Origin of the sequence: Bifidobacterium boum (assembly GCF_000741535.1) — a bacterium.
GTDB classification, from domain to species: domain Bacteria; phylum Actinomycetota; class Actinomycetes; order Actinomycetales; family Bifidobacteriaceae; genus Bifidobacterium; species Bifidobacterium boum.
Genome location: NZ_JGYQ01000002.1, coordinates 104,913 through 129,292 on the forward strand (window position 1 = coordinate 104,913; position 24,380 = coordinate 129,292).

Sequence of the window (24,380 nt, forward strand, 5' to 3'; positions counted from 1 at the left end):
CAAGGCTAATGCGAGCACGTGACGAACCATTCAAGGTTGCCGCAATATGATATGCCATCCAACATCGTGGACGAAAAGTCACGTATGTTACCGGGATGGACTATGAATAGATACCATATCGCACCTTCACAACCCCGTGAGGAGGGAATTCATGGCCAAGATTAAGGTCGAAGGTAAAGTCGTCGAACTCGACGGCGATGAGATGACCCGCGTGATCTGGAAAGACATCAAGGACCGTCTGATTCTGCCGTATCTCGATATCGACTTGGAATATTACGACCTCGGCATTGAAAACCGCGACGCCACCGATGACCAGGTGACCATCGATGCGGCCAATGCCATCAAGCGCGAGCACGTCGGCGTCAAATGCGCGACCATTACCCCCGATGAAGCCCGAGTCAAGGAATTCGGACTGAAGAAGATGTGGAAATCCCCGAACGGCACTATCCGTAATATTCTTGGCGGGACTATTTTCCGTGAGCCGATCGTCATCTCCAATATCCCCCGTCTGGTTCCCGGATGGACCAAGCCTATCGTCGTTGCACGCCACGCATTCGGCGACCAGTACAAGGCAACCGATTTCAAAGTCGATCGTCCAGGGCGCCTGACCGTCACCTTCACTCCCGATGACGGCAGCGAACCGACCGAGCATGTGGTCTTCGATTATCCGGGTGCCGGCGTCGCCCAAGTCCAGTACAACGTTGCCGAGTCCATTCGCGGCTTCGCCCGCGCCTGCTTCCGCTATGGTTTGCAACGCCACCTCCCGGTCTACTTATCAACCAAAAACACCATCCTCAAAGCGTATGATGGTGAATTCAAAGACATCTTCGCCGAGGTTTTCGAAACCGAATTCAAGGATCAGTTCGAGGCGGCAGGCTTGACATACGAGCACCGTCTCATCGACGATATGGTCGCTAGCTCGTTGAAATGGCACGGCGGATACATCTGGGCGTGCAAGAACTATGATGGCGACGTGCAATCCGACAGCGTGGCACAAGGATTCGGTTCGCTCGGCCTGATGACCTCGGTCCTCATGACGCCCGACGGCCAGACTGTCGAAGCGGAAGCGGCACACGGCACAGTCACCCGACATTACCGCCGCTGGCAACGAGGCGAGAAGACCTCCACCAACCCGATTGCTTCAATCTTCGCATGGACCGGTGGTCTCAAGCATCGTGCGAAGCTGGACAACACTCCCCAAGTCGCCCACTTTGCCGAAACACTTGAACACGTGATCATCAAGACCGTGGAATCCGGTCGCATGACCAAGGACCTCGCCATGCTGGTCGGCCCCGACCAGCCGTGGCTTGACACGCAAGGATTCATGGACGCGCTCGACGAGGCGCTCGCCAAGGCGCTCGCCAAGTAGCATATCAGCGATATCGGGCCTTCGGGTTCGTGGAGATATAGCCCGGGGACGGATTCGCCCCGGGCTTTCTGCTACCCGTATACTACAATCGTCAGCGAGCCGAACCAAAGGATGAATATGGGATTACGCAGTTTCACGATACTGAGGAACGTCATCGTCACAACGGCATGCATTGGTTTGCTGGCATGCACTGCCGCATGTGGCAACGAAACCGCCACCAAGCCGGCAGCATCAGTGAGCCCTTCTCTCGGCTCGGTCGCCATATTCACGCCATCCGATGGCATCACACTCTCCCAGTACACGCCGTTGAACAAATGGGCGAAACTCGTTCCGGAAATCACCCAGCAATTGGAACATCTCGGATTCCCGTCCGGCAGTATCAGCACGCATAAAGACAACAATCTGGATAAACAAAGCCAAGACATTCAAGACTATGTCGTGAACGTGGCTTCCGGTGACGACTCTTCATCCGCTTCCGTCGGCGAGACCACATTGATTGTCGCACCGTGCGCATCCACGGACAAGACTGTAGCGCAGTACGGTGATTATGTCACCAAACCCGACACTTCCTCGGACACCGGGAACGATGCCGCATCCGAGCGTTTATCCAGTGCGCTGGAACTGGCGAAAAAATCCGGCATGCATGTCATTGTCCTGTCCAATGACATCAGTGGAGTGACTCCTGATGTTGTGGTGCGAATGTCCACAGCGAATATGATCGGGCGTCTCCAGGCCAAACAGCTTGTCAGCAAACTCCAGCTCGGAGCGGCCAGCGCATCCAATCCCAAAATCCTTGAAATCATGCTGCCGGTGAGTCCATCATCCGAAGAGAGCAATATATCAATGCAATTCGCCCAGGAAGCGTTCAAAGGAATGTGGAGCGTGCTCGGCAAGTATTTCGCGTCAGGTGCCGCAATCAGCGCATCCGGCTCGTTGAACGCGAACACGACGCAATCCAGTTGGAGCTCAGTGTCGTTCACCGTCAATAATGATGCCGATATCAGGCAGGAGCTTGAACGACGATTGGACTGCGACAAGTCCTCCCCCACCCATATCGATGGCATTATCGCGATGAACGATTATGTGGCATCCGTGGTTATCGACGAGTTGGCTTCCTTGGGATATCAAGGATCGGCGGCGGATATCAACCCTTCCATCACCATCATGGGTATTGTGGGCAATCTTGCCGGGCATAAAGATCTGGTGAAGTCAGCCGTTCCTGCGCCCAACCATGCGCCGTATGATGGTGACTCATCTCACCATGATGACGCAGCATCGTGGCCGATTGTCACCGGGTATGGCGCCTATACGGCGATGCTTCCCGACATCGTTGACGGCAAACTGTGGATGACCGCTATGGAAGACCGAAAGGCGATTGCAGAAGACATCGCCCAAGCCACGAAACGCCTCGCGTCAGGTAACAGTCTGACCTCGATGAAATCCGTTTCCAAGACCACGGTGAACGGCAAAACGTTGCCGGTCATCACCGAGGATTTGGTTGCCGTCAGCGCATCGAATCTCAAAGTCGAGCTCATTGATCCAGGTTATGTGACGCTCGCCGATGCCGGGTTGTAACCGAAAGAACCGACGTCAAGATTCCGGTTTGAGATCTATGGACCGCTGGACGACCAATGATTCGGGATCGACGTAACGCTCCTCCCCGGCTTGCGTTTTCACTCCCCAGTGCAGGCAGGAAGTCCCGCAATGGTCTGAAATACCTTGTATTGTGCCGATGATTTCCCGGCGTTGCACCGGCGTGCCGACAGGCAGCTGGGTGATGGCCGGCTCGAATGTCGAAATGAATCCGGTGTCATGCTCGATACTGACGACGGATTTTTCCGCCACATCGCCGCTGAATCGTACTGTTCCGCTCGCCGGCGCCATAATGACGTCACCCGGTTGCGCCGCAAGGTCTACGCCCCGGTGGCGTGAAGACCATAGACGCGAAGGCTGTTCAAAATGTTTGATGACCATAGGATGCGTCACCGGCCACACCATCAATGCAGCGCAAGCTTGTGATGAGGGTACCGCAGTGGCGTTGACGGCCGGTGCATGTGAGCGTGATGGCCGGGTGTGCGCCGTCTTGGTGCACGGAACAACTCTCACAGCCGGATGACCTGAATATGGTGCCGGCTGATATGCCGATGACAAACCTGCGAATGATGAAACCAGTGAACCTATGATGAGCATCGTTGCGAATCGCCGCGTCGGTTTAGACATCTGACCCCCTGAAACCTGTCCATATACTACTGGTTCGAGTATGTTGCCAGCACAGGCATGGTGTCGAGCCGGCGCCGGCAATGTGGTCAGAAGACGAATTGGGGCAGGGATCATAATCCCTGCCCCAATTCAAAATGCGAAAGGTTCAGATCGCACACCCGTTCGTGTCAAGATTCGGGTTGTCCTTTGAGTTGCCTGCCACAAAGAACAGGCTGATCACTGAGACGCCGAATACCGCGGCAATCGTGATAATCAGCCACATCGGGACGGATGGAATCCACATGATCACCAAGAACGCGACGGCGCACAGAACAATCAGTGTCCACGTGATGATACGGAATACTTGGCGCACCGAATGCGGTGAACCGCTGATATTCGGGTTGCTCAGATTGATATCTTCCGCCTCTGATGTCGCTTGTTGAACGCTTGAGCTCGGCTTCCATTCGCCGTCCAGTTCATGCTCTTCAAGTCGACGCGACCGTTCCTGCAACGCATACTCGTCAATCATGCCGCCACGGTTGCGGCCTTTGGTCTCATCATACTGTTGCGGGACACCCTTGTTCTGCTTGTTGCGCTTGGCTGTTGCCCGGCGTTCTGCGCGGTTCGGCATATCGCTCCCTTCGTATGGAATCACAACTGTTCCCAGTGTACTCGCATTCCCAAGGATGAGACGCTCATGCACACGGATATGGGTGTGGCTGCATTTCGCCAGAGCAAGGGGCTTGTCCCTCTCTGGCGAAATGCAGCCACACCCAGTTGGTTCAGCGAGGCAACATCATCGGACGTTGTGTCGGCACAATCGGAGCCGGCAACTCAGTGGATCCGGTGAGGTACCGGTCAACGGCCGCGGCACAGCTACGGCCTTCTGAAATCGCCCAAACGACAAGGCTCTGGCCTCGACCGGCATCGCCACAGACGAACACGCCATCCTGTGAGGTTGCGAAATCGTCATCACGGGCGACATTGCCGCGCTGATCAAGCTCGACAGGCATCTGCTCCATGATTGTGGACGTATCCGGATGGAGGAAACCAACCGAAATGAGAACCAGATCCGCTGGAATGACCCGTTCGGTACCAGGCTGGCGGGTGAATGGCCCGTTCTCCCCCGGTGCGACATCGACGATTTTCAGTCCGGTGACATGGCCATGCTCGTCGGCGATGAAGCCCGAAGCGGTCGCCGAATCCTCGATGGTGACACGCTCAGCGCCTTCGCCCTCGAATTCCACGGAATCGACGTTGTACACGTATGTACCGCCCTCTTCCATGGAAGACGTCTTCTGATATGTACGTGCGAATGTCGGCCACGGCGCATTGTCCGGTCTGCTGGACGGTTCCTTCGGCATGATCTGGAGGACAGTGACGTCCTTGGCTCCCTGACGGATAGCGGTGCCCAAACAATCCGAACCGGTGTCGCCACCGCCGATGACGACAACATGCTTGTCCTTGGCAGTGATATCGTGCACTGGTTCGACGCCGTAGACCCTGCGTGTCGCATCAGGCAGGAATTCCATCGCGAAATGGATGCCGTCGAGTTCACGCCCCGGAATCTTCATATCACGCGGGACGGTGGAGCCGATGGCAACGACGACGGCATCATACCGGTCACGCAGCTCATCCCAGCTGATATCCTTGCCGATTTCCGTGTTGGTGCGGAACCTGGTGCCTTCAGCCTCCATCTGCTTGACACGCCGATCAATCAGATGCTTGTCAAGCTTGAAGTTCGGGATGCCATAGCGCATCAAACCGCCGATCGCGTCGTCACGCTCATAGACGACGACCGTATGGCCGGCTCGGGTCAGCTGCTGTGCGCACGCCAGACCGGACGGACCGGATCCCACGACCGCGACCGTCATGTCGGTAAGTCGTTCAGGCGGCAGCGGCTTGACATAGTCAAGTTCCCAAGCCTGGTCGATAATGGTGGCCTCATCATTCTTGATCATGGTCGGCGGCTGGTGGATGCCGAGCACGCACGCCTGCTCACACAATGCCGGGCAGATACGACCAGTGACCTCAGGGAAGTTATTGGTCATGGACAGCCTGTTGTAGGCGTCCTCCCACTTCTCCTGACGGACCAGATCATTGAATTCAGGGATGATATTGCCCAGCGGGCATCCGCTCATGCAGAACGGGGTGCCGCAATCCATGCAACGTGCCGCCTGCTGTGTGGTCCAAGGCTGCAAGCCGCTTTCGGCATGAACGTCAAGCCAATCCTTGATGCGTTCCTCGACCGGACGCTCGGCAAGTTCGCGACGGGTGCGGACCTTCAGGAATCCTCTTGGATCTCCCATGTCAGTGTGCTCCTTCCATGACCTGCTCGTACACGTGCTCCCATGCGCCAGGCGCGTTGAAGTCGACGTTGTTTTCCTTGGCCTGTTCCATGGCCTTCGTCATTGCGACGTAATGCTTGGGGGTCACATGGGTGATTCGGGTGCGGGTATGCTCCCAATCGTCCAGCAGTCCCTGAGCGAAGACGGAACCGGTTTCTTCGACGTGACGCTTAATGAGGTCGTGGACAAGCTGCTCGTCGGCACCTTCCAAAGGTTCGAACAGCAGGGCGCCGCTCTTGCACGCGTCAGGATTGACCTGTCGCATATCAAGGTCAAGCACATACGTGTCTCCGCCGGAGAAACCTGCGCCGAAGTTGCGTCCCATGGCGCCGAGAATCACGACCACACCGCCGGTCATATATTCGCAGCCGTGGTCACCGACGCCTTCGACGACGAACGTTGCGCCGCCGTTACGCACGGCGAATCGTTCGCCTGCACGTCCCGCAACGAACATTTCGCCTGAAGTCGCGCCGAAACCGGTGACATTGCCTGCAATCACATTAGTATGCGGATCGAAGGTGATGTCTTGCTCAGGACGGACAACCATGCGGCCGCCGGACAATCCCTTGCCGGCATAATCGTTGACCTCGCCATATACGCGGATGGTTTCTCCGCGCGGGATGAACGCGCCGATGGATTGGCCGCCTGAACCGTGGAAAGTCATGTCGATGGTGTCGTCAGGCAGCCCTGGAGCACCGTAGCGTCGGGTGATTTCATAACCGACCATGGTGCCGAGCGTACGATTGACGTTACGAATCGGCATCTCGATACGAACCGGCTCCTTATGTTCCAGCGCAGGTTGAGCGAGCTCGATGAGCTTGTTGTCCAACGCCTTTTCGAGTTCATGGTTCTGCTCGATGGTCTGATGCAGAATCGTCCCCGGAATCGGACCGGGCTGCATGAGCACGTTGCTCAAGTCGATGCCATCGGCCTTCCAGCGCGCGACGGCATCATTCTGGTCGAGGCATTCGACGTGGCCGACCGCCTCTTCCAACGTACGGAAGCCGAGTTGCGCGAGAAGCTCGCGAACCTCTTGCGCGATGTACATGAAGAAGTTGATGACGTATTCCGGCTTGCCGCGGAACCGGGCACGCAGCTCGGGATCCTGCGTGGCGATGCCCTGTGGGCAGGTGTTCTTCTGGCATGCGCGCATCATGACGCAACCTTCGGTAATCAGCGCAGCTGTCGCGAAGCCGAATTCCTCAGCTCCAAGCAGCGCAGCGATGACCACGTCGCGTCCTGTCTTCAACTCGCCATCGCACTGCACCACGATACGAGAACGCAAGCCGTTGAGAATCAGAGTCTGCTGTGTTTCAGCGAGACCGATTTCCCACGGTGTGCCCGCATGCTTGATGGCGTTCAGCGGGGCTGCGCCAGTGCCGCCATCGCTGCCGGAAATCAGTACGACATCAGCATGGCATTTGGCTACGCCGGCTGCAATGGTGCCTACGCCGAACTCGGAAACGAGCTTGACATGGACACGCGCCTTCGGATTGGCCATCTTCGCATCGTTGATCAACTGCTTGAGATCTTCGATGGAGTAGATATCGTGATGCGGCGGCGGGGAGATAAGCTCAACACCAGGCGTCGCGTGGCGGACCTTGGCAATCCACGGCGGAACCTTGGCGCCCGGCAGGTGTCCGCCCTCGCCCGGCTTAGCGCCCTGGGCGAGTTTGATCTGCAGATCCGTGGCGTGTACCAGATAATCGCTGGTCACACCGAAACGAGCGGAAGCGATCTGCTTGATTCGGCTGTAGCGCAACGGATCGTTGATACGGTCATCGGATTCGCCACCTTCACCGGAGTTCGACCTGGCGCCAATGGTGTTCATGGCGATAGCCAGAGTCTCATGCGCTTCCTGCGAAATCGAGCCGTAGCTCATGGCGCCGGTTGAGAACCGCTTGACGATTTCACTGGCGGGCTCGACTTCGGAGATATCAATCGGCTTGCGGGTCTGCTTGAACTTCATCAGACCACGCAACGTCATGAGACGGTTCGACGTGTCGTTGATATGCGCGGAATACTTCTTGAACAGGTTGTAGTCGCCACGTTGGGTGGCCTGCTGCAGCAGGAAGATCGCTTCAGGGTCGTTGAGATGGTCTTCGCCTGTGCGACGCCACTTGTAGTCGCCGCCGGTGCGCAGATTGCGGTGCGGTCGGCTCGTCCACTGGTTCGGGTAGGCCACACGGTGCCTGATCGCCACTTCTTCGGCGATTTCATCGAGGCCGGCTCCCCCGACTCGGGATGTCGTACCGGTGAAGTATTCGTCAATGACTTCCTGATTGAGGCCGACAGCTTCGAACAGCTGAGCGCCACGATAGCTCATAATCGTGGATACACCCATCTTGCTCATGATCTTCAATACGCCGGTGGACAGTGCATTGGTCAGATTCTTGACCGCTGTCGGCGCATCGACCTTGAGGTATCCGGTGCGGGCGAGTTCCTCGACGGATTCGAATGCAAGATACGGGTTGACGCATGCGGCACCATAGGCGATGAGCAGAGCGACATGGTGGATTTCACGAACATCGCCGGCTTCGACAGCCAGGGAGACCTGAGTGCGGGTATGACGGCGCAACAGGTGATGCTGCACGGCGCTCGTCAGCAGCAGAGACGGGATCGGACCCCAAGTATGGTCGGATTCGCGGTCGGACAACACAATGAAGTTCTTGCCGTCAGCAATGGCGTCATCGACTTCTTGGAAGATTTCCTCGAGTCGTTCCTTCAGTGCCTTGCCGCCGCCTGCGACTTGGTACAGGCCGCGGACGACGAAGGGCTTGTAGAACCCGCCGAGGATCTTGGCTTTGTCCAGACGCTTCAGCTGGGCCATCTGATCGGAATCAATGACCGGCAGCGGGATGAGGATCTTCTTAGCATGCAGTTCGGTGTCTTGCAGAAGATTGGCTTCCGGGCCGATCGCCGATTCAAGGCTGGTGACAATGCGCTCACGCTCCCAATCCAGCGGAGGATTGGTGACTTGGGCGAATTTCTGCGTGAAGTAGTCGAACAGCATGCGGCTGCGCTTGGACAGGACTGCAGGCGGAGTATCCGAACCCATGGATCCGAGCGGTTCCTTGCCGGTGTTCGCCATCGGGGCGAGCAGCAGTTTGAGATCCTCTTCGGTATACCCGAAGGCGCGCTGCCTGCGCTGGACTGACTGGCCGAAATGGCTGACATGTTCGCGAACCGGCAACTGGCTCATCTCGACGGAGTTGCCTTCGATCCACTTGCGGTACGGATGCTGCGAGGCGAGGTCATGCTTGATTTCGTCATCCGGGACGATGCGTCCGGCCTTGGTGTCGACAAGGAACATCTTTCCAGGCTCGAGACGGCCCTTGGCCACGATATGATCCTGGCTGATTTCCGGCAGAACGCCCGCTTCGGATGCGAGCACCAGATAGCCGTTGTCTGTGAGCTGCCAGCGGCCGGGGCGGAACCCGTTGCGGTCAAGCTGGGCGCCAACAAGCGTGCCGTCCGTGAATACGATGTCCGCAGGCCCGTCCCAAGGCTCGATCAGCGTGTTGTTGTACTCGTAGAACGCTTTGACTTCCGGGTCGAGCGTGTCATCGTTCTCCCAAGCGGGGGGCAGCATCATGAGCAGGGCGTGCGGAAGGCTGCGCCCGGCGAGATGCAGCAGTTCCAAGCATTCGTCGAAAGTGCCTGAATCCGAGTATCCCGGTGTGGCGATCGGCAACAGCGGCTTGAACTCGCCGAGCAGCTCCGAGCTGAGACGACCTTCGCGGGCTGACAGCCAGTTGCGGTTGCCTTGGATGGTGTTGATCTCACCGTTGTGCGCGATCAGACGGAACGGCTGGGCAAGAGGCCAGCTCGGGAACGTGTTCGTGGAGAAGCGGGAATGCACGATGGCGATGGTCGTCTTCATCCGCTCGTCCAGCAGGTCGGGGAAGAATCCCGTCAACTGCATGGTGGTGAGCATACCCTTGTAGGTGATGGTGCGGGCGGACAGGGATGCGAAATAGATGCCGACCTCATGCTCGACGCGCTTGCGGATGCGGAAGGTCTTGCGGTCGAGGTCGATTCCTGAAAGCTTGTTCTCCGGGTCGGCTACCACCAGCGTCTTGAACGAAGGCATCGATGCCAAAGCCTGCAATCCCAGACCATCCGGGTTCGTCGGGACGACGCGCCACGCAAGCACTTCGAGGCCTTCTTCGTTGACGATTTTGGCGATGGCTTGCTCCTGCTGGCCGGATGTCGCGATATCACGATCCAGGAACGCGATACCCGCGGCATAATGCCCGGCTTCGGGCAGCTCCACGCCGGTGGTCGCGCGCATGAACTCGTCAGGCATGGCCATGAGGATGCCGGCACCGTCACCGGTGTTCTCCTCGGCACCGACCGCACCGCGATGATTGAGGTTCACCAACACTTCGATGGCGTCATCGACGATTTTGCGCTCGGGACGCTTGTTCAACGTGGTGACCATGCCGACACCGCAGGCATCATGTTCTTGGGAAGGGTCATACATGCCTTCCGGGCGATGAACCGTCAAATCTAGCGGAGCTTTGAACGTCACCGAAACCACCTCTCTTTAGGCAGGACAATGCCTGCGACCCAATACACTGCCCTCACAGGTTACAGCGCAGACAGGTCAAATATCGTTGTTTGTCCATATACCGGCGACCTCAAAAAGTCAAGCCCCACATTCAGATCGGCACGGAATCCTTGTGATGCAGCCACATATCCGAGGCGTGAATCGCCGATGCGCCAGATCAGTCAGTATTAGTAATCGGTGACGTCGAACCGGCGATCCTTGAAGTAGTAATCGCGGTCGGTGCGCGACGACTACTGGCGGTTGTAGTAGGCGATGCCGTCGTCGGGGCGGAAATACGTGCGGATGCAGCCGCGATCCGACACGACCACGAAGTTATTGCCCGACTGCTGGTAGTACACGGTGTCGTCGTCCTCCGACTCGGGCTTGTGCATCGTGTCGGGCGCCTCGACCACTTGCGCGGCGGCCTGCTCGTAGTCCTCGGGCGAGGCGTAGCCCATCTCGCGGCCATGCTTGTCGTAATGCTGGTCGAGGCCACCGACCGTGCAGAACGAGATGTCGGAGGCGGTTGCGGAGCTGCCGGCATCGGCCGGAGCGTCGGAAGTCGCCGCAGCGGTGGCGGACGAATCCGACGGAGACGAGGACACCCACGATTGCGCGATCTGCTCGAGCCCCGGGATTCCGCCCGAGGCCACCGCGGCGACGAGGAAGGCGCCGGCGACGATCACGGCCGCGACTCGCCACCCCGTATGCCGCTGTGACCTGCCGTGCCTGGTATCATCGTCGAAATCGTTATCGACATCGTCGTCGCGGTTATCGTGCCGGTTCGTGTTCTTCGATGCCATGCTGCGTCCCTTCTTCCTTCTTTTTATGCTGCCTTCCTATGGTAAGCGCCGCTCCCTACCAAGGGATGCCCGTTGGCTGAGGATGCATTGCACCGCTTGGTTGTAAGTCAACAGCTGCAATCTCAAGGTTCCATCGGCAACCGCGAGCGCGATGGGAAGAGAACACACACGTTTCCCAAACCACAAACCTCCCACTTCGACGGAGGGCGTATCGATCGCCGAAGAGGGAGGTTAGCAGTGTGGAATCATTGCGGGTGCGGGAATCGCCTCGCTACAGCGCCAGGGACTCGATCCAGGAACGGATGGCGGAATCGGATGCAGAGGATGGGAAGCGTTTGCCGCCCAGCCACTGGGCGCTCTTCGCCATGCCTTCGACCTCGGATTCGTTGCCGAACGACGAGCTTGCCGAGGTAACGAACGCTGCCAGCTTCTTGCCGGTGAAATCGTTGGAGGTGAGAAAATCGTCGATCGGCCATGCAGCGACTCCCCACCATACCGGGGCGCCTATGAACACCACATCGTAAGAATCCCAGTCCGGCACGGACGTATCCGCAAGCTTCACCGACTGGCGTGCAGCGGGATCGTTCGCCTCACGGTTGACGCGGCTTTCCGAATTGCGCCAATCAAGGTCTGCCGACGTGTATGGTTGCGCCGCCTTGAGTTCATACAGCGTGGCTCCAGTCGCCTCTGCAATGGTCTGTGCCACACGGCGTGTGCAACCGCTTTCAGTGAAATACACCACCAATGTCTTCATTTGTTCCTCGATGTTTGAATCGCTTGAGTCATTTGACTCGTTTGCATTGTTTGCCTGAACCGTTCAATCCCGGTCGCAGACTGTCGATAGAACCGCCCGTCATGCCACGAGTGCGTCGTATTCGGCGTTGGTGACGGGCTCAAGCCATTCGTTGCTCATGCCTTCGCCGGGCAGCATGAACGCCAAATGAGAGAACCAGCTGTTCTTCGCGGCGCCATGCCAATGCTTCACTCCTGCCGGCACCTCCACCACATCGCCTGGAAGCATGCGCTTCGCAGGTTGGCCTTCGAACTGGCACCACCCTTCACCATCGACGCAGATGAGGATCTGCCCGCCGCCACGCGCGGCATGGTGAATGTGCCAGTTGTTGCGGCATCCAGGTTCGAATGTCACGTTGTGGATGACGAGTGGATCACCAGGTGCGCTCACCTGCTTGAGGTAGGAACGTCCGGTGAAGTATTGCGCGTAGCCGTCGTTCGGTTCGCCCATGCCGAAGAAACCGCCGTGCTCGTCCTGCTCTGCCTCGTCACGCGTGGCATCGGAGGCATACACTTCCTTTGCCATCGAGAATGCCGCCCATGCGTTCGGCCAGCCTGCGTAGAAAGCGATATGCGTAAGAATCGATGCCATTTCGTCGCGGGTCACGCCGTTGGTGCGGGCGGTCTGAAGATGGTATTTGAGTGAGGAATCAGTGATGCCTTTGCCGATGAGGGTGCTGATTGTGATGATGCTGCGCGTCTTAGGTGAGAGCGTGGGGTCGTTCCACACTTCGCCGAAGAGCACATCGTCGTTGTAATGGGCGAACTTCGGCGAGAAATCGCCCAACTGATCGTGTCCTGCTGTTTGCTTGATCATTGTCATCCCCTTGGTAGTAGGGCCGAATGCTTACCCTTCGGCCTGTGTGGATTGAATTGTGTTTGCATCGGGTTGTTACAAATGCGCCTGTGGGCTTGTTTGGACACCGCGTGCGAGGTATTCCGCGGCGAGTTTGGTCGTCACCCCGTTGTTGAGATTGGCTTCTGGATCAATGCTGAATCCGTCATGATGTGGTTTCCTTGTATATCGTCATGCAGTCCGCAGCACAGCGTTCTATGCGGCGCATCTCCTCTGGGTTGGCATCCAGCTGTGTTTGCTTTCGATAACTTCACGGTAGGACTTAAAGTGCACTTGAAGTCAAAGCGCGACACGCCGAAGGTGAGAGAAGGAGGCGGAAAAGGGGGAAAGCGGGGAGAAAGAGAGGAGATACGGGAAAGGAGATGACAAGAGATAGCGAAAAGGAATGAAATACAATGGAAAGCAAAGAACAGGGAAAGCTCGCCAACAATCGATACACATGGTGGAATGAGCTGCATCACTGCTGACGCTACGCATAGAACGCGACCCGCGGCACGCAAGACTGCCCAAGGGCAATCCGCCACAGACAACCGCTGAAGGACGATCCATGATGAATGAACTCCTGTCCGAGGACCCGCAAGACAACCGACACGACCCTCATTCAACAGGTGGCGCTACCGAAGCCGACTCCGACACCGACACCACCAGCACCGCCACCGACACCGGCGCCTCAACCGATGCCAAAACCACAACCATCAAATCCGCGACCGCCACTGCCGCGACCGCCACCAACCCAGCCGTTTCGTACATTCACTTTCCTCTGCGTCAGGTGGCGACGGCGATTGTGAGCATCAGCGCGCTCGCCAGCCTGTGGTACGCCCGTGCGGTCTACAACACGCACACCGGCACGTCATTCTGGCTGTTCTGGGTGGCTCTTGCGCTCGCCCTCGGCGTGTGGGCTGCGGCAATCTGGTTCCATTGGTGGCGTGCGCTGCCCAACGCGGCGCGCATTCCCATCGGCATCGTGCTGTGTGTCGCACTGTGTGGTTTTGGCGTGTCGCAAGCCGCCGTCGTCTCTCACATGCGCGATGAAGGCGATTGGAACCTTGATTACATCATCGTACTGGGCGCGCAGGTCCACCGAGGCTCCCCCAGCCTCGTGCTGCGCTACCGACTTGACAAGGCGGCCGAATACCTGCGCGCCAACCCAAACACGATGTGCATTGTCTCGGGCGGGCAGGGCCCCAATGAACCGTATGCGGAGGCGCGAGGAATGGCGGATTATCTTGAGCATGACGCCGGCATCGATGCGTCGCGCATCATCGAGGAGCCCGATTCCACCACGACCGTGGAGAACCTGCACAACAGCCGCATGATCATCGACCGCGCCAGCAACACAGGCAGCGCGAGAAGCGACGCATTCGAACCGTCCATCGGCATCGTCACCAACGACTTCCATGTATTCCGCTCCCTGCACATCGCCCGCGACCAGGGGTACACGGATGTGCAAGGCATCGCGGCGGGCTCCCCGCGCGACATGCTCCTGAACAACATGGTGCGCGAGTCCTTCGCGGAAGCCAAATATCTGATCAAGCGCTGACCGGCCGGCCCGCCGTCTTCACCCGCCTCACCGGCATCGCCCGCCGTCAGCCATGCCTTGCCAGCTGTGCCCCTGTCTCAGAGGAACCGGCCGGTGAGGCTGTCGGGGTCGCGGCGAATGTCATCAGGCGTGCCTTGGGCAACGATGCGACCACCTAGCACACCTCCGAGCGGCCCCATGTCGATAATCCAGTCGGCGTTGCGCATCACGTCGAGGTCGTGTTCGATGACGATGACGGTGGCGCCGTGATCGATGAGCGTCTGGAACACGTCGAGCAGCGTGAGTACGTCCTTGGGGTGCAGGCCTATCGTCGGCTCGTCAAATACGAACAGCGAATCGTCCTGGGCTCGACCCATCTCGCTGGCAAGCTTGAGGCGCTGCGCCTCGCCGCCGGAGAGCCCAGGTGTCTGCTCCCCGATCGTGAGATAGCCCAGCCCCAGGTCGTGCAACGTCTGCAAGCGCTGACGCAGCAGCTTGAGCCCGCGGCCGGAATCGAAGGCTTCGAGCGCCTCGTCCACACTCATGCGCATGAGCTGCGGCAGGCTGTATTCAACCGCGCCGCCGACCCCGGTGCCGCTGCCCTTCGCAACGCCGCCGAACGGACGACGGATCGCATCAGCCTGCTTGTCATAGCGCGACCCATGACAATCGGGGCAATCCACCTGCACGTCAGGCAGGAACTGCACGTCGAGCGAAATCTGGCCAGTGCCGTCGCATGTGGGACACCGCAGCCTTCCGGTGTTGTATGAGAAGTCCCCTGCCTTGAACCCCAGCCGTTTCGCGTCGTCCGTGCGCGCGAACGCCTTGCGCAGCTCGTCATGAATGCCCGCGTATGTGGCGACGGTGGAGCGCACGTTGATGCCGATGGGCGTGGCATCGATGAGCTTGGCATGCTTGATTCCCGGCGCCGAGAGGCTCTGCACATGCGCAGGCAACGCAACATCAGTCGAATCAGCAGAATCAGTTGAACCAGCCGAATCCGCGGCCGCCTGAAGCGCCGGCACCAGGCTTTCGAGCACCATCGTCGTCTTGCCGGATCCTGACACGCCGGTCACTACGGTGAGCCTACCCTTGGGTATGCGCACATCCAACGGATGCACGGTGTGGATGGCGCGGGTGTGCATGGCTATCGTGCCCATGTCGAACACCTCTCCCTCCGGCACCACGGGGCGCACACGCTCCGCAGCGGCAGCCGCACTTCCGTCAGCCGTCGCACGCTCCTCCGACCCGGACTCAACCTGCCGCGCGAGGAACGGGCCGATCACCGACCGGGCATCGCCCGCCAGGTCACGCACAGTGCCCTGTGCAATCACACTGCCGCCGTCCGCTCCGGCACCCGGCCCCATCTCGACGATCCAATCGGCATGGCCCAGCACCTGCGTGTCATGATCCACCAGCACCACGGAATTGCCATCGGCCACCAAATCGTCCATCACACCCACCAATCCCTGCAGATTGTAAGGATGCAAGCCGATGGACGGCTCGTCGAGCACATAGAGCACCCCGGTCGTGCGGTTGCGCACGGCGCGGGCCAGCTGCACGCGCTGACGCTCGCCGGTCGACAACGTGGAGCCGGCGCGGTCGAGCGACAGGTATCCCAGGCCAAGGTCCATCAGGCGGCGCGCTGTGTCGAGGAACGAATCGCAGATGTTCTTCGCCATCGGGCGCATCTTGGCGGGCAGCGAATCCGGCACGCCCTTGACCCACTCGATGGCATCGCCGAGCGTCATCGCGGTCGCTTCGTCCAGCCCGATGCCCCGCAGCCTCGGCGCCCGCGCGGCGTCGCTCAGACGCGTGCCATGGCAGTCAGGGCACACGCCGTCCTTCAGGTATTTGGCGACGCGTTTCATGCCGCGCTCGTCCTTGACTTTGGAAAGCGCATTCTTGACAGTGTTGACGGCGCTGTAGTACGTGAAGTCAAGCTCACCGTCCTGCTGTGCGTTCTTGCTGACGTAATGGATGTGCTTCTTGACCATCGGCCCGTGGTAGACGATCTCTTTCTCACGGTCGGTCAGATCGCGGAACGGCACATCGGTGCGCACGCCCATCTCACGGCACACGTCCGTCATGAGCGACCAGATAAGGCTGCCCCATACGACGACAGCGCCTTCGTCAATGGTCTTCGACTGGTCGGGCACGAGGGTGGATTCGTCGACGATGTGCGCGATGCCGGTGCCTTGGCAGGTCGGGCAGGCGCCGCGGCTGTTGAAGGCGAGATCCTCCGCCCCGGGCGCCTCAACCTGCGCCCCGCATTCGGGGCAGACAATTGGCTGCATGGCGGCGACGGCAAGGGTGGGCTCGACGTAATGACCGTTGGGGCATCGGTGGCTTGCCAGGCGCGAGAACATGAGACGCAGGCTGTTGAGCAGTTCGCTCATTGTGCCGAAGGTGCTGCGGATGCCGGGCACGCCGGGGCGCTGGTGCAATGCTAGCGCGGCGGGCACGTAACACACGTCGTCCACATCGGCGCGTTCGGCTTGCGTCATGCGCCGGCGCGTGTAGGTGGAAAGGGATTCGAGGTAGCGGCGTGAGCCTTCCGCATACAGTACGCCGAGTGCGAGCGACGACTTGCCCGATCCGGAAACACCGGCGATTCCCACGATCTTGCCGAGCGGCACGTCCACGTCGATGTTGCGCAGGTTGTGGACGCGAGCCCCGCGTACCTCAATGGCGGCGGGTGTGCGGCTGGTCTGTGCTTGGGCATTCTCTGAGTGCGTGAGGGACGACTTGTGGTTATCTGACGATGATGGCATCTGGTGTTTGTTCACGGTTGCCTCCAAGACGTTCACAGCTGTCTCCAAGATTGGTGGTTCCATCCTTGCACGGCACCGTGACCGCTCACAATGATTCAGCGATATGCTCAGCGATATGCTGAACACCGTGAACACAATGCGGGCGGAATGCCCCACTACGGGCGGCGCTCGTGGTAACGCGATGAGACGGGATTGATCATGGAACGGTTGACAGCGCAGCAGGTCTACAACAACCTGGTCAAAGGCTATGGCACGCCGCGATGGTGGCCGGGTACGCCGTACGAAATCATGGTCAGCGCCATCCTCGTACAGAACACAGCGTGGACGCAGGTGGAGAAAGTGTTCGCCGCATGGGGTGAACCCGAGCCCGCCAAAGTGCTGGCGATGCCTGTCGAACAGCTGCAGGAGACGATCCGCCCGTGCGGTTTCATGAAGGCGAAAGCTGCAACGATCCGCACGGTCACCGAATGGTACCGCGAGTATGGCTTCGACATCGAACAGGCACGAACAGTAGACCAAGATCGGCTGCGGCGCGAACTGCTGGGTTTGAAAGGCATCGGCGCGGAAACCGCGGACGCGATGCTCGTGTTCGCGCTGCACAAGCCGTCATTCGTGATTGACGCCTACACGCGCCGTTTCCTCGACCGCATGGGGTACGGGTTCAGCGACGACCGGCAAATCCGCCGCTTCTTCGAATCCGGCCTGCCCGCTGATTACCAAGTCTACGGCCGGTACCACTGGCTGCTGCTTGAACATGGCAAGAACCATTGCCGCAAGCAGCCGGTGTGCGAGTGCTGCGTGTTCAGCGAGGTATGCCCCGGACGGGCTCTCTGAGCATGCCATCGGCGAGGCATGAAAGAGACATGGATCGATTTCCATGTCACCGGCGGCAGACGGCCGCTGCGCCCGCTGTCCGCGGCTCACAGGTGATCGAACAGATGTTCGATGATGAGGTCGTTCAACAACCGGCCGCGTAGCGTGGGCACGGCGATGCACCCTTGACCGGCACGCGAACCGGGCGCCAATGTGATCAGCCCTTCGGATTGCAAAGACACCCACGCATCATCGGGAATGATGCCCGCGAAACGCGACGTGTCGAAACCTTCTCGCAAGCGCAATCCCAGCATGAGCGTCTCCTCGCGGTCTTCTCGGGCCGTGATCCCTTCACAGCCACCCCATGGCACGGTGCCGGCATTGATCGCATGCGCCCAAGTGCGCGGATGGGCAATGTCCCAAGCACGCAAACCGACGGAACCGGCTGCCACCGATATGCTCGAGATGCCGGGGGCGGTCGCCGCGGTCTTGCGGAATCCGGCATCATCATGACGCGCAACCGCATCCCCTGCACCACAATCCTTTGACTGGGGATTGTCGACAACACTGCTTTCCAAGCTGCTGCTCGCCACCCCGGCAGCTTCCCCTTCTAACCGGTAATGCGAATGCGCGCCGGGACCTATACCCGCCCAATCGACGTTACGCCAATACCCCAAGTTGTGACGCGACTCGTAGCCAGGCCGCGCCCAATTGCTGATCTCATACCAGTGCAACCCGGCGTCGGCGAAAGCCTCATCGGCGATTTCGTATTTCGCCGCCTCATCATCATCACTGGGTTTGGGAAGAGCGCCGGCGGCGATCATCCTGCCCATCTTGGTGTGCGGGGCGATGGTCAGCGCATACGCGGAAACATGATTCACACCAAGACCGATCGCCGTACGCACCGATGTACGCCAATCCTCCAAGCTCTCCCCCGGCGCCCCATAAATCAGATCCACACTGGAACGCAGCCCGTATGCATCGGCCGCCCGCAAACCAGCCTCCACATTCGCCGGGGTATGCCGTCGGTCAAGGGTAGCGAGCACATGGGGCACGGCGGACTGCATGCCGAACGAAATCCTCGTGAACCCGCCGTCGGCAAGCCGTTTGATATAGTCGGCGTCGACAGTGTCCGGATTCGCCTCCGTCGTGATTTCCGCGTCAGGCTCAATCCCCCAGATGCGACGCACCGCGTCGAGCATGGCGACCAAATCAGCGGCGGGAAGAATCGTGGGCGTGCCGCCGCCGAAAAACACCGTAGCCGCCTTCTGCTCACGGATGCCATGCGCCGCCTGCCATGCACGCACAAGCTCCATCTCGCGAACCGCCATCCGCGCGTAATTGCCGCGAGACGCCCCCTCACCCAAATCACGAGCCGTATAGGTGTTGAAATCGCAGTATCCGCAGCGCCTCATACAAAAAGGCACGTGGATGTACACCTCGAACGTCATGCCATACCACAATCCACATCATGCCGTCGTTCGATTCGTCTCATACGGCGAATCAGACGGCGCTTCCCCAGGCCCGCCGTGTCTGCGGGCCTGCCATCAACTCAGTTATCCGCCTTCTGCGCAGCGCGGATCTTGTCTTTCGTATCGCGGTCATTACCAGCCTCACCGGTGGAAAGCGCCGCGATGAACGCCTCTTGCGGCACTTCCACGTGGCCGAGCATCTTCATGCGCTTCTTGCCGGCTTTCTGCTTCTCCAGCAGCTTACGCTTACGCGTGATGTCGCCGCCATAGCACTTTGCCAGCACGTCCTTGCGCAAAGCCCTGATATTCTCGCGCGCGATGATCCTCGAACCGATCGCCGCCTGAATCGGGATTTCGAACTGCTGGCGGGGAATAAGCTCGCGCAGTTTCTTGGTCATCATGACGCCGTAGGAATACGCCTTGTCCCGGTGCACGATGGCGCTGAACGCATCGACCTTCTCGCCCTGAATCAGGATATCGACCTTGACCAAATCAGCCGCCTGTTCGCCGTCCTCATGGTAATCGAGCGAAGCATAGCCCTTGGTGCGGCTCTTGAGCTGGTCGAAGAAATCGAACACGATTTCAGCCAGTGGAATACGGTAATGCATTTCGACGCGTTCCGGGCTCAGATATTCCATATCGCCCATCTCCCCGCGATGCTCCTGGCACAGATCCATCACCGAACCGATGAATTCCTTCGGCGTGATGATATCCGCGGCGACCATGGGCTCGACGATTTTCTTGATTTTGCCTTCGGGGAATTCGCTCGGATTCGTGACGTGGTGCACTGTTCCGTCTTCGGCGGTGACCTCATACGGCACGCTCGGAGCGGTCGAGATGAGATCCAGACCGAATTCACGTTCGAGGCGCTCGCAGACGATTTCCATATGCAGCAGGCCGAGGAAACCGCAACGGAAGCCGAATCCCAAGGCGACTGAGGTCTCAGGTTCGTAAATCAACGCCGCGTCGTTGAGTTTGAGCTTGTCGAGCGCGTCTCTCAATTCCGGGAATTGCGCGTTGTCGATCGGGAACAGACCGGCATACACCATGGGTTTGGGGTCGCGATATCCGGGCAGCGGCTCGCTTGCCGGTTTGATGGCGGATGTGATGGTGTCGCCGACTTTCGACTGGCTGACATCCTTCGCTCCGGTGATCACATAGCCGACTTCCCCGGCGCCCAGCGCTTTCGTGGGGGTCATATCGGGGCTGATCACGCCGATCTCGATGGGGTCGTGAGTCATGCCGATGCCCATCATGTGCAGTTTCTCGCGGGATTTCAGTTCGCCGTCAACCATGCGGATATAGGTGACGATGCCGCGGTAGGAGTCATACACCGAGTCGAAGATGAGCGCCCTCGCCGGCGCTTTGGGGTCCCCGTGAGGAGCGGGGACGTCCATGACGATGGTGTCCAACAGATCGGCGACACCCTCACCGGTTTTGCCGGAGACCCGAAGCACATCCTGAGGCTTGCACCCGATAAGACCGGCGATTTCTTCGGCATGCTTGTCGGGTTCCGCGCTGGGCAAGTCGATTTTGTTGAGTACGGGGATAATGGTCAGGTCGTGGTCGATCGCCATATACAGGTTGGACAAGGTCTGCGCTTCGATGCCTTGCGTGGCGTCCACGAGCAGCACTGCGCCCTCGCATGCTGCCAACGCGCGGGATACCTCATAGGTGAAGTCCACATGGCCTGGTGTGTCGATCATGCCGAGGGTGTATTCCGTACCATCGACCGTCCACGGCACGCGCACGGCCTGGGACTTGATGGTGATGCCGCGTTCCTGCTCGATATCCATGCGGTCAAGGAAGCGGTCGTGCATCTCCCGCTGCGGGACGATGCCGGACAGCTGGAGAATCCTGTCGGCTACGGTGGATTTTCCGTGGTCGATGTGTGCAATGATGCAGAAGTTGCGAATCAGCGACTGATCGGTAAAGCCAGGCTTGTTTTTCGGTTCAATCACTGAAATTCTCCTTTCCGGCGCTTGTTGCCGGCATGTATCAACTGGTTGTCTGTGGCGGATGCCACCGCAGCCGCGTCCGACTGCGCAACGGTATTCCAATGGTCTTAGTCTACCGGCAATGTCCGGCATGTGCATCCGCCGCGTCGTCTCATCGTGCGCGTGCCGCACGTCGCAAGTTATCCCGGTTCCGTGGTATCATTAACGTTTGTATGTCCTTATAGCAACCGTCGTTTGGAGTTACATTGGCAAACATCAAGTCGCAGAAGAAGCGCGTCCTGACCAACGAGAAGGCGCACAAGCGCAACGTGTCGGTGAAGTCCGGCCTGAAGACCGTCGTCCGTCGCACCCGCGAAGCCATCGCCGCTGGCGATAAGGCCGCTGCCGAGGAAGCGTACAAGCTCGCCGCTCAGAAGCTTGACAAGGCCGCCGGCGCCGGCGTGATTCACAAGAATCAGGCTGCGAACCGCAAGTCCGGTCTTGCTCGCGCCATCAACGCGCTGTGACTCGGTCGCATCACGTTCATCGTGACGTGATTTGCATATGAATCGGCGTTGACCGATTCCCCACCAAGAGGGGGTTCCATGCGGCACATGCATGGAACCCCCTCTTCGTATGTGAAGTCGGATATGCGCTCGGCCGGTACGCCACACTCGGCTCGGCACGATCATGCGAATTGCCGGTCAGGCATCATGATCGCGGTCATGCTCATGCTGCCGACGCATCGACGCCGAAATATGTACAGGCGCATCGCGGGGCATGGCACCAGGCAATTCGATGTCGAATCTGACAGACAGCACCCGCATCAAGACGACGACAATGACAATAGCGATATCGACGACGATTTCCATCCGATATGAAATCAGCCCATGGCCTTCAAGACGATATGACATCACGGTCAGTATGCACCCGACCAACGATGGAAAGGCATACCAATGCCTGTCCCGCACCGCCATAGGCACCTCATTGAGCAGCATATCCCGTATCAGACCACCTGCCAATGCCGTGAACATTCCCAAGAACACAGCGGTCATGCCACTGGTACCGTACATCAACGCTTTCTGGGTGCCGTTCACTGCGAACAGTCCAAGCGCCAAAGCGTCAAGAACGAGCATGGACCATTTGAGACGATTGACTTCGGGATGCATGACCGCCACCATCAATCCTGCAGCGATTGAAGTCAACACCATGGCGCGATCAGAGATGCCGACAGGTGGCAACGCGCCAAGAATCACATCGCGTACGATGCCTCCGCCGAGTGCAGTCAGCCAAGCGGTGAGCAGAATGGCGAACAGATCATAACCTTTGCGTATGGCGGCGAGGCCGCCGAGCAAACCGCAGCAAAAGACCGCCACATATTCGATGCCCATGAAGAAGCCATTGCTTTCGAGTGTGACGGTGACAGTCATGGTCATGCCTCCTGGTTGCCGGTGGTGTCGCAGCGGCGGGACACGGGATGGGTCGCGGGCTGATACGCCCGCGGACTCTTTTGTCTATACCGTAACAGGGCGACTCCCCGAAAGGAATCGCCCTGTTACAGAAAGACCGAAACAGTATGGGTTTCAGTCAGCCGATGAGCTTGGTCTCAGCAGACCTTCCACATCCAGTTGTGCGGATCTTCGATCTCGCCGAGCTGAATGCCGAGCAGCTGGTTGCGCAGCTTCATGGTCAGCTCGCCGGAACCGCCGTCGGCGACGGTCACGTCGATGTCGTTGGACTTGAAGCGCCCGATCGGGGTGATGATGGCGGCGGTACCGCAAGCGAACACTTCGGTGACCTCGCCGGACTTGATGTCTTCGACCAGCTGATCGAACTTGATCATGCCTTCGACCACATCGTGGCCGTCATCCTGCGCGAGCTGGATGATCGAGCGACGGGTCACGCCAGGCAGAATGTTGCCCGTCAGCGACGGGGTCTCCAGGTGACCATCCTTGTGCACGATGAACATGTTCATGCCACCGAGCTCCTCGAGGTAGGTCTTCGTCGCAGCATCCACGAAGCACACCTGCTCGCAGCCGTTCTTGATGCCGGTGTATTCACCGAGCAGCGAAGCGGCGTAGTTGCCGCCGCACTTGGCGAAGCCCGTGCCGCCAGGGCCGACGCGGAACCACTTGTCTTCGATCCAGATGCTGACCGGCTTCACACCACCCGGGAAGTAAGGGCCGGACGGGGAGGCGATGACGCAATAATCAACTTCCTTCGGGGCACGCACACCGAGGAACGGCTCGGAAGCGAACATGAACGGACGCATGTACAGGGTGTATTCTCGGCGGGTCGGCACCCAGTTGGCATCGCGACGGACCAGCGCCGCGACAGAGCCGAGGAAATCGTCGATCGGGAGTTCAGGCAGGTACAGGCGCTTGGCGGAGTTCTGGAAACGTTCCGCGTTCGCATCCGGGCGGAACAGCCAAATCGAACCGTCGGCATGATGATACGCCTTGAGGCCTTCGAAGCATTCCTGCGCATAGTGCAGCACCGATGCACCCGGATCCATCTTCAACGGTCCGTACGGCTCGATACGGCGATCGGACCAGCCTTCGCCGTCCGTCCACGTCATATGAGCCATGTTGTCAGAGAAAATCTGACCGAAAGCCGGCTTGTCGATCAGCTCCTGACGCTTGGCGTCCGAAGCCGGGTGATCATTGGGTAGGACGGTGAATTCGTCGGCGAGCTTGTTGAGTTGCGCGGGATCATGATGTGATTGTTCAGTCATAATAACTTCTTCTTGAATCAACCGTTATCACGGTATTGCGTATGTTGCGCTGGTACTTGTGGCACCGGCTCTAAGGAGTACTCTCGCACAGGTATGGGACGAATGTGTGAAGAGGTTCACATTATGAAAGAGCCGATTATGGCGGGACCCCGCACGATGGCGGGGTCCCTGTCCATGATTTGCTGCCGAGCTCTGCGTATCAGCTATAGTGC

The 24,380-nt window shown here is 59.0% G+C and carries 17 protein-coding genes; 5 read left to right on the forward strand and 12 right to left on the reverse strand.

The window, feature by feature from the left end:
* Positions 1-151: 151 nt before the first annotated feature.
* Positions 152-1,369, forward strand: coding sequence for an NADP-dependent isocitrate dehydrogenase (locus BBOU_RS00505; protein WP_026502944.1), 1,218 nt, complete (start codon positions 152-154; stop codon positions 1,367-1,369).
* A 117-nt stretch (positions 1,370-1,486) separates the two neighbouring features.
* Complete coding sequence (locus BBOU_RS00510) at positions 1,487-2,944, forward strand: type 1 periplasmic-binding domain-containing protein (RefSeq protein ID WP_033490385.1); 1,458 nt, start codon at positions 1,487-1,489, stop codon at positions 2,942-2,944.
* Between the two features lie 15 nt (positions 2,945-2,959).
* On the opposite strand, the gene BBOU_RS09275 is transcribed toward BBOU_RS00510, so the two are convergent.
* The 7 genes from BBOU_RS09275 to BBOU_RS00545 form a co-directional block, all read right to left on the reverse strand.
* On the reverse strand, positions 2,960-3,355 hold the full coding sequence (locus BBOU_RS09275; RefSeq protein ID WP_161788248.1) for a M23 family metallopeptidase: 396 nt from the start codon (positions 3,353-3,355) through the stop codon (positions 2,960-2,962).
* 379 nt (positions 3,356-3,734) lie between these two features.
* A complete protein-coding gene (locus tag BBOU_RS00520) occupies positions 3,735-4,199 on the reverse strand; it encodes a membrane protein (RefSeq protein ID WP_026502947.1) in 465 nt (154 codons plus the stop codon).
* Positions 4,200-4,350: 151 nt separating this feature from the next.
* Positions 4,351-5,877 (reverse strand): glutamate synthase subunit beta, encoded by a 1,527-nt coding sequence (locus tag BBOU_RS00525; protein WP_026502948.1) that lies wholly within the window; start codon positions 5,875-5,877, stop codon positions 4,351-4,353.
* A gap of 1 nt (position 5,878) precedes the next feature.
* Positions 5,879-10,450: a glutamate synthase large subunit gene (gene gltB, locus BBOU_RS00530; protein WP_026502949.1), complete on the reverse strand. Its 4,572-nt coding sequence runs from the start codon at positions 10,448-10,450 to the stop codon at positions 5,879-5,881.
* A gap of 269 nt (positions 10,451-10,719) precedes the next feature.
* Positions 10,720-11,271 (reverse strand): hypothetical protein, encoded by a 552-nt coding sequence (locus BBOU_RS08720; protein ID WP_051616742.1) that lies wholly within the window; start codon positions 11,269-11,271, stop codon positions 10,720-10,722.
* A 271-nt stretch (positions 11,272-11,542) separates the two neighbouring features.
* Entirely contained in the window at positions 11,543-12,025 is a 483-nt protein-coding gene (locus BBOU_RS00540) for a flavodoxin (RefSeq protein ID WP_051616744.1), read from the reverse strand.
* Positions 12,026-12,124: 99 nt separating this feature from the next.
* Positions 12,125-12,880 (reverse strand): carboxymuconolactone decarboxylase family protein, encoded by a 756-nt coding sequence (locus BBOU_RS00545; protein WP_026502950.1) that lies wholly within the window; start codon positions 12,878-12,880, stop codon positions 12,125-12,127.
* Between the two features lie 586 nt (positions 12,881-13,466).
* Here BBOU_RS00545 and BBOU_RS00550 point away from each other — a divergent pair.
* Positions 13,467-14,459, forward strand: coding sequence for a YdcF family protein (locus BBOU_RS00550; protein ID WP_338010543.1), 993 nt, complete (start codon positions 13,467-13,469; stop codon positions 14,457-14,459).
* 77 nt (positions 14,460-14,536) lie between these two features.
* Here BBOU_RS00550 and BBOU_RS00555 read toward each other — a convergent pair whose 3' ends face one another.
* Positions 14,537-17,212: an excinuclease ABC subunit UvrA gene (locus BBOU_RS00555; protein ID WP_051616781.1), complete on the reverse strand. Its 2,676-nt coding sequence runs from the start codon at positions 17,210-17,212 to the stop codon at positions 14,537-14,539.
* A gap of 198 nt (positions 17,213-17,410) precedes the next feature.
* Between BBOU_RS00555 and BBOU_RS00560 the strand changes: the two genes are divergently transcribed.
* On the forward strand, positions 17,411-18,046 hold the full coding sequence (locus tag BBOU_RS00560; protein ID WP_033490383.1) for an endonuclease III domain-containing protein: 636 nt from the start codon (positions 17,411-17,413) through the stop codon (positions 18,044-18,046).
* Between the two features lie 86 nt (positions 18,047-18,132).
* Here the strand turns inward: BBOU_RS00560 and hemW are convergent, their stop codons facing one another.
* Entirely contained in the window at positions 18,133-19,476 is a 1,344-nt protein-coding gene (gene hemW, locus BBOU_RS00565) for a radical SAM family heme chaperone HemW (protein WP_026502954.1), read from the reverse strand.
* 101 nt (positions 19,477-19,577) lie between these two features.
* Positions 19,578-21,458 carry a translation elongation factor 4 gene (gene lepA / locus BBOU_RS00570; RefSeq protein WP_026502955.1) on the reverse strand — a complete coding sequence of 627 codons (1,881 nt, stop codon included), beginning with the start codon at positions 21,456-21,458 and terminating at the stop codon, positions 19,578-19,580.
* Positions 21,459-21,700: 242 nt separating this feature from the next.
* On the opposite strand from lepA, the gene rpsT reads away from it, so the two are divergent.
* The gene (gene rpsT / locus BBOU_RS00575; protein ID WP_026502956.1) at positions 21,701-21,961 is read left to right on the forward strand and encodes a 30S ribosomal protein S20; all 261 of its coding nucleotides are present in this window, start codon (positions 21,701-21,703) and stop codon (positions 21,959-21,961) included.
* Between the two features lie 177 nt (positions 21,962-22,138).
* Here rpsT and BBOU_RS00580 read toward each other — a convergent pair whose 3' ends face one another.
* Positions 22,139-22,870 carry a trimeric intracellular cation channel family protein gene (locus BBOU_RS00580; protein WP_026502957.1) on the reverse strand — a complete coding sequence of 244 codons (732 nt, stop codon included), beginning with the start codon at positions 22,868-22,870 and terminating at the stop codon, positions 22,139-22,141.
* Between the two features lie 170 nt (positions 22,871-23,040).
* A complete protein-coding gene (locus BBOU_RS00585) occupies positions 23,041-24,168 on the reverse strand; it encodes a branched-chain amino acid aminotransferase (RefSeq protein ID WP_015450515.1) in 1,128 nt (375 codons plus the stop codon).
* Positions 24,169-24,380 lie beyond the last annotated feature (212 nt).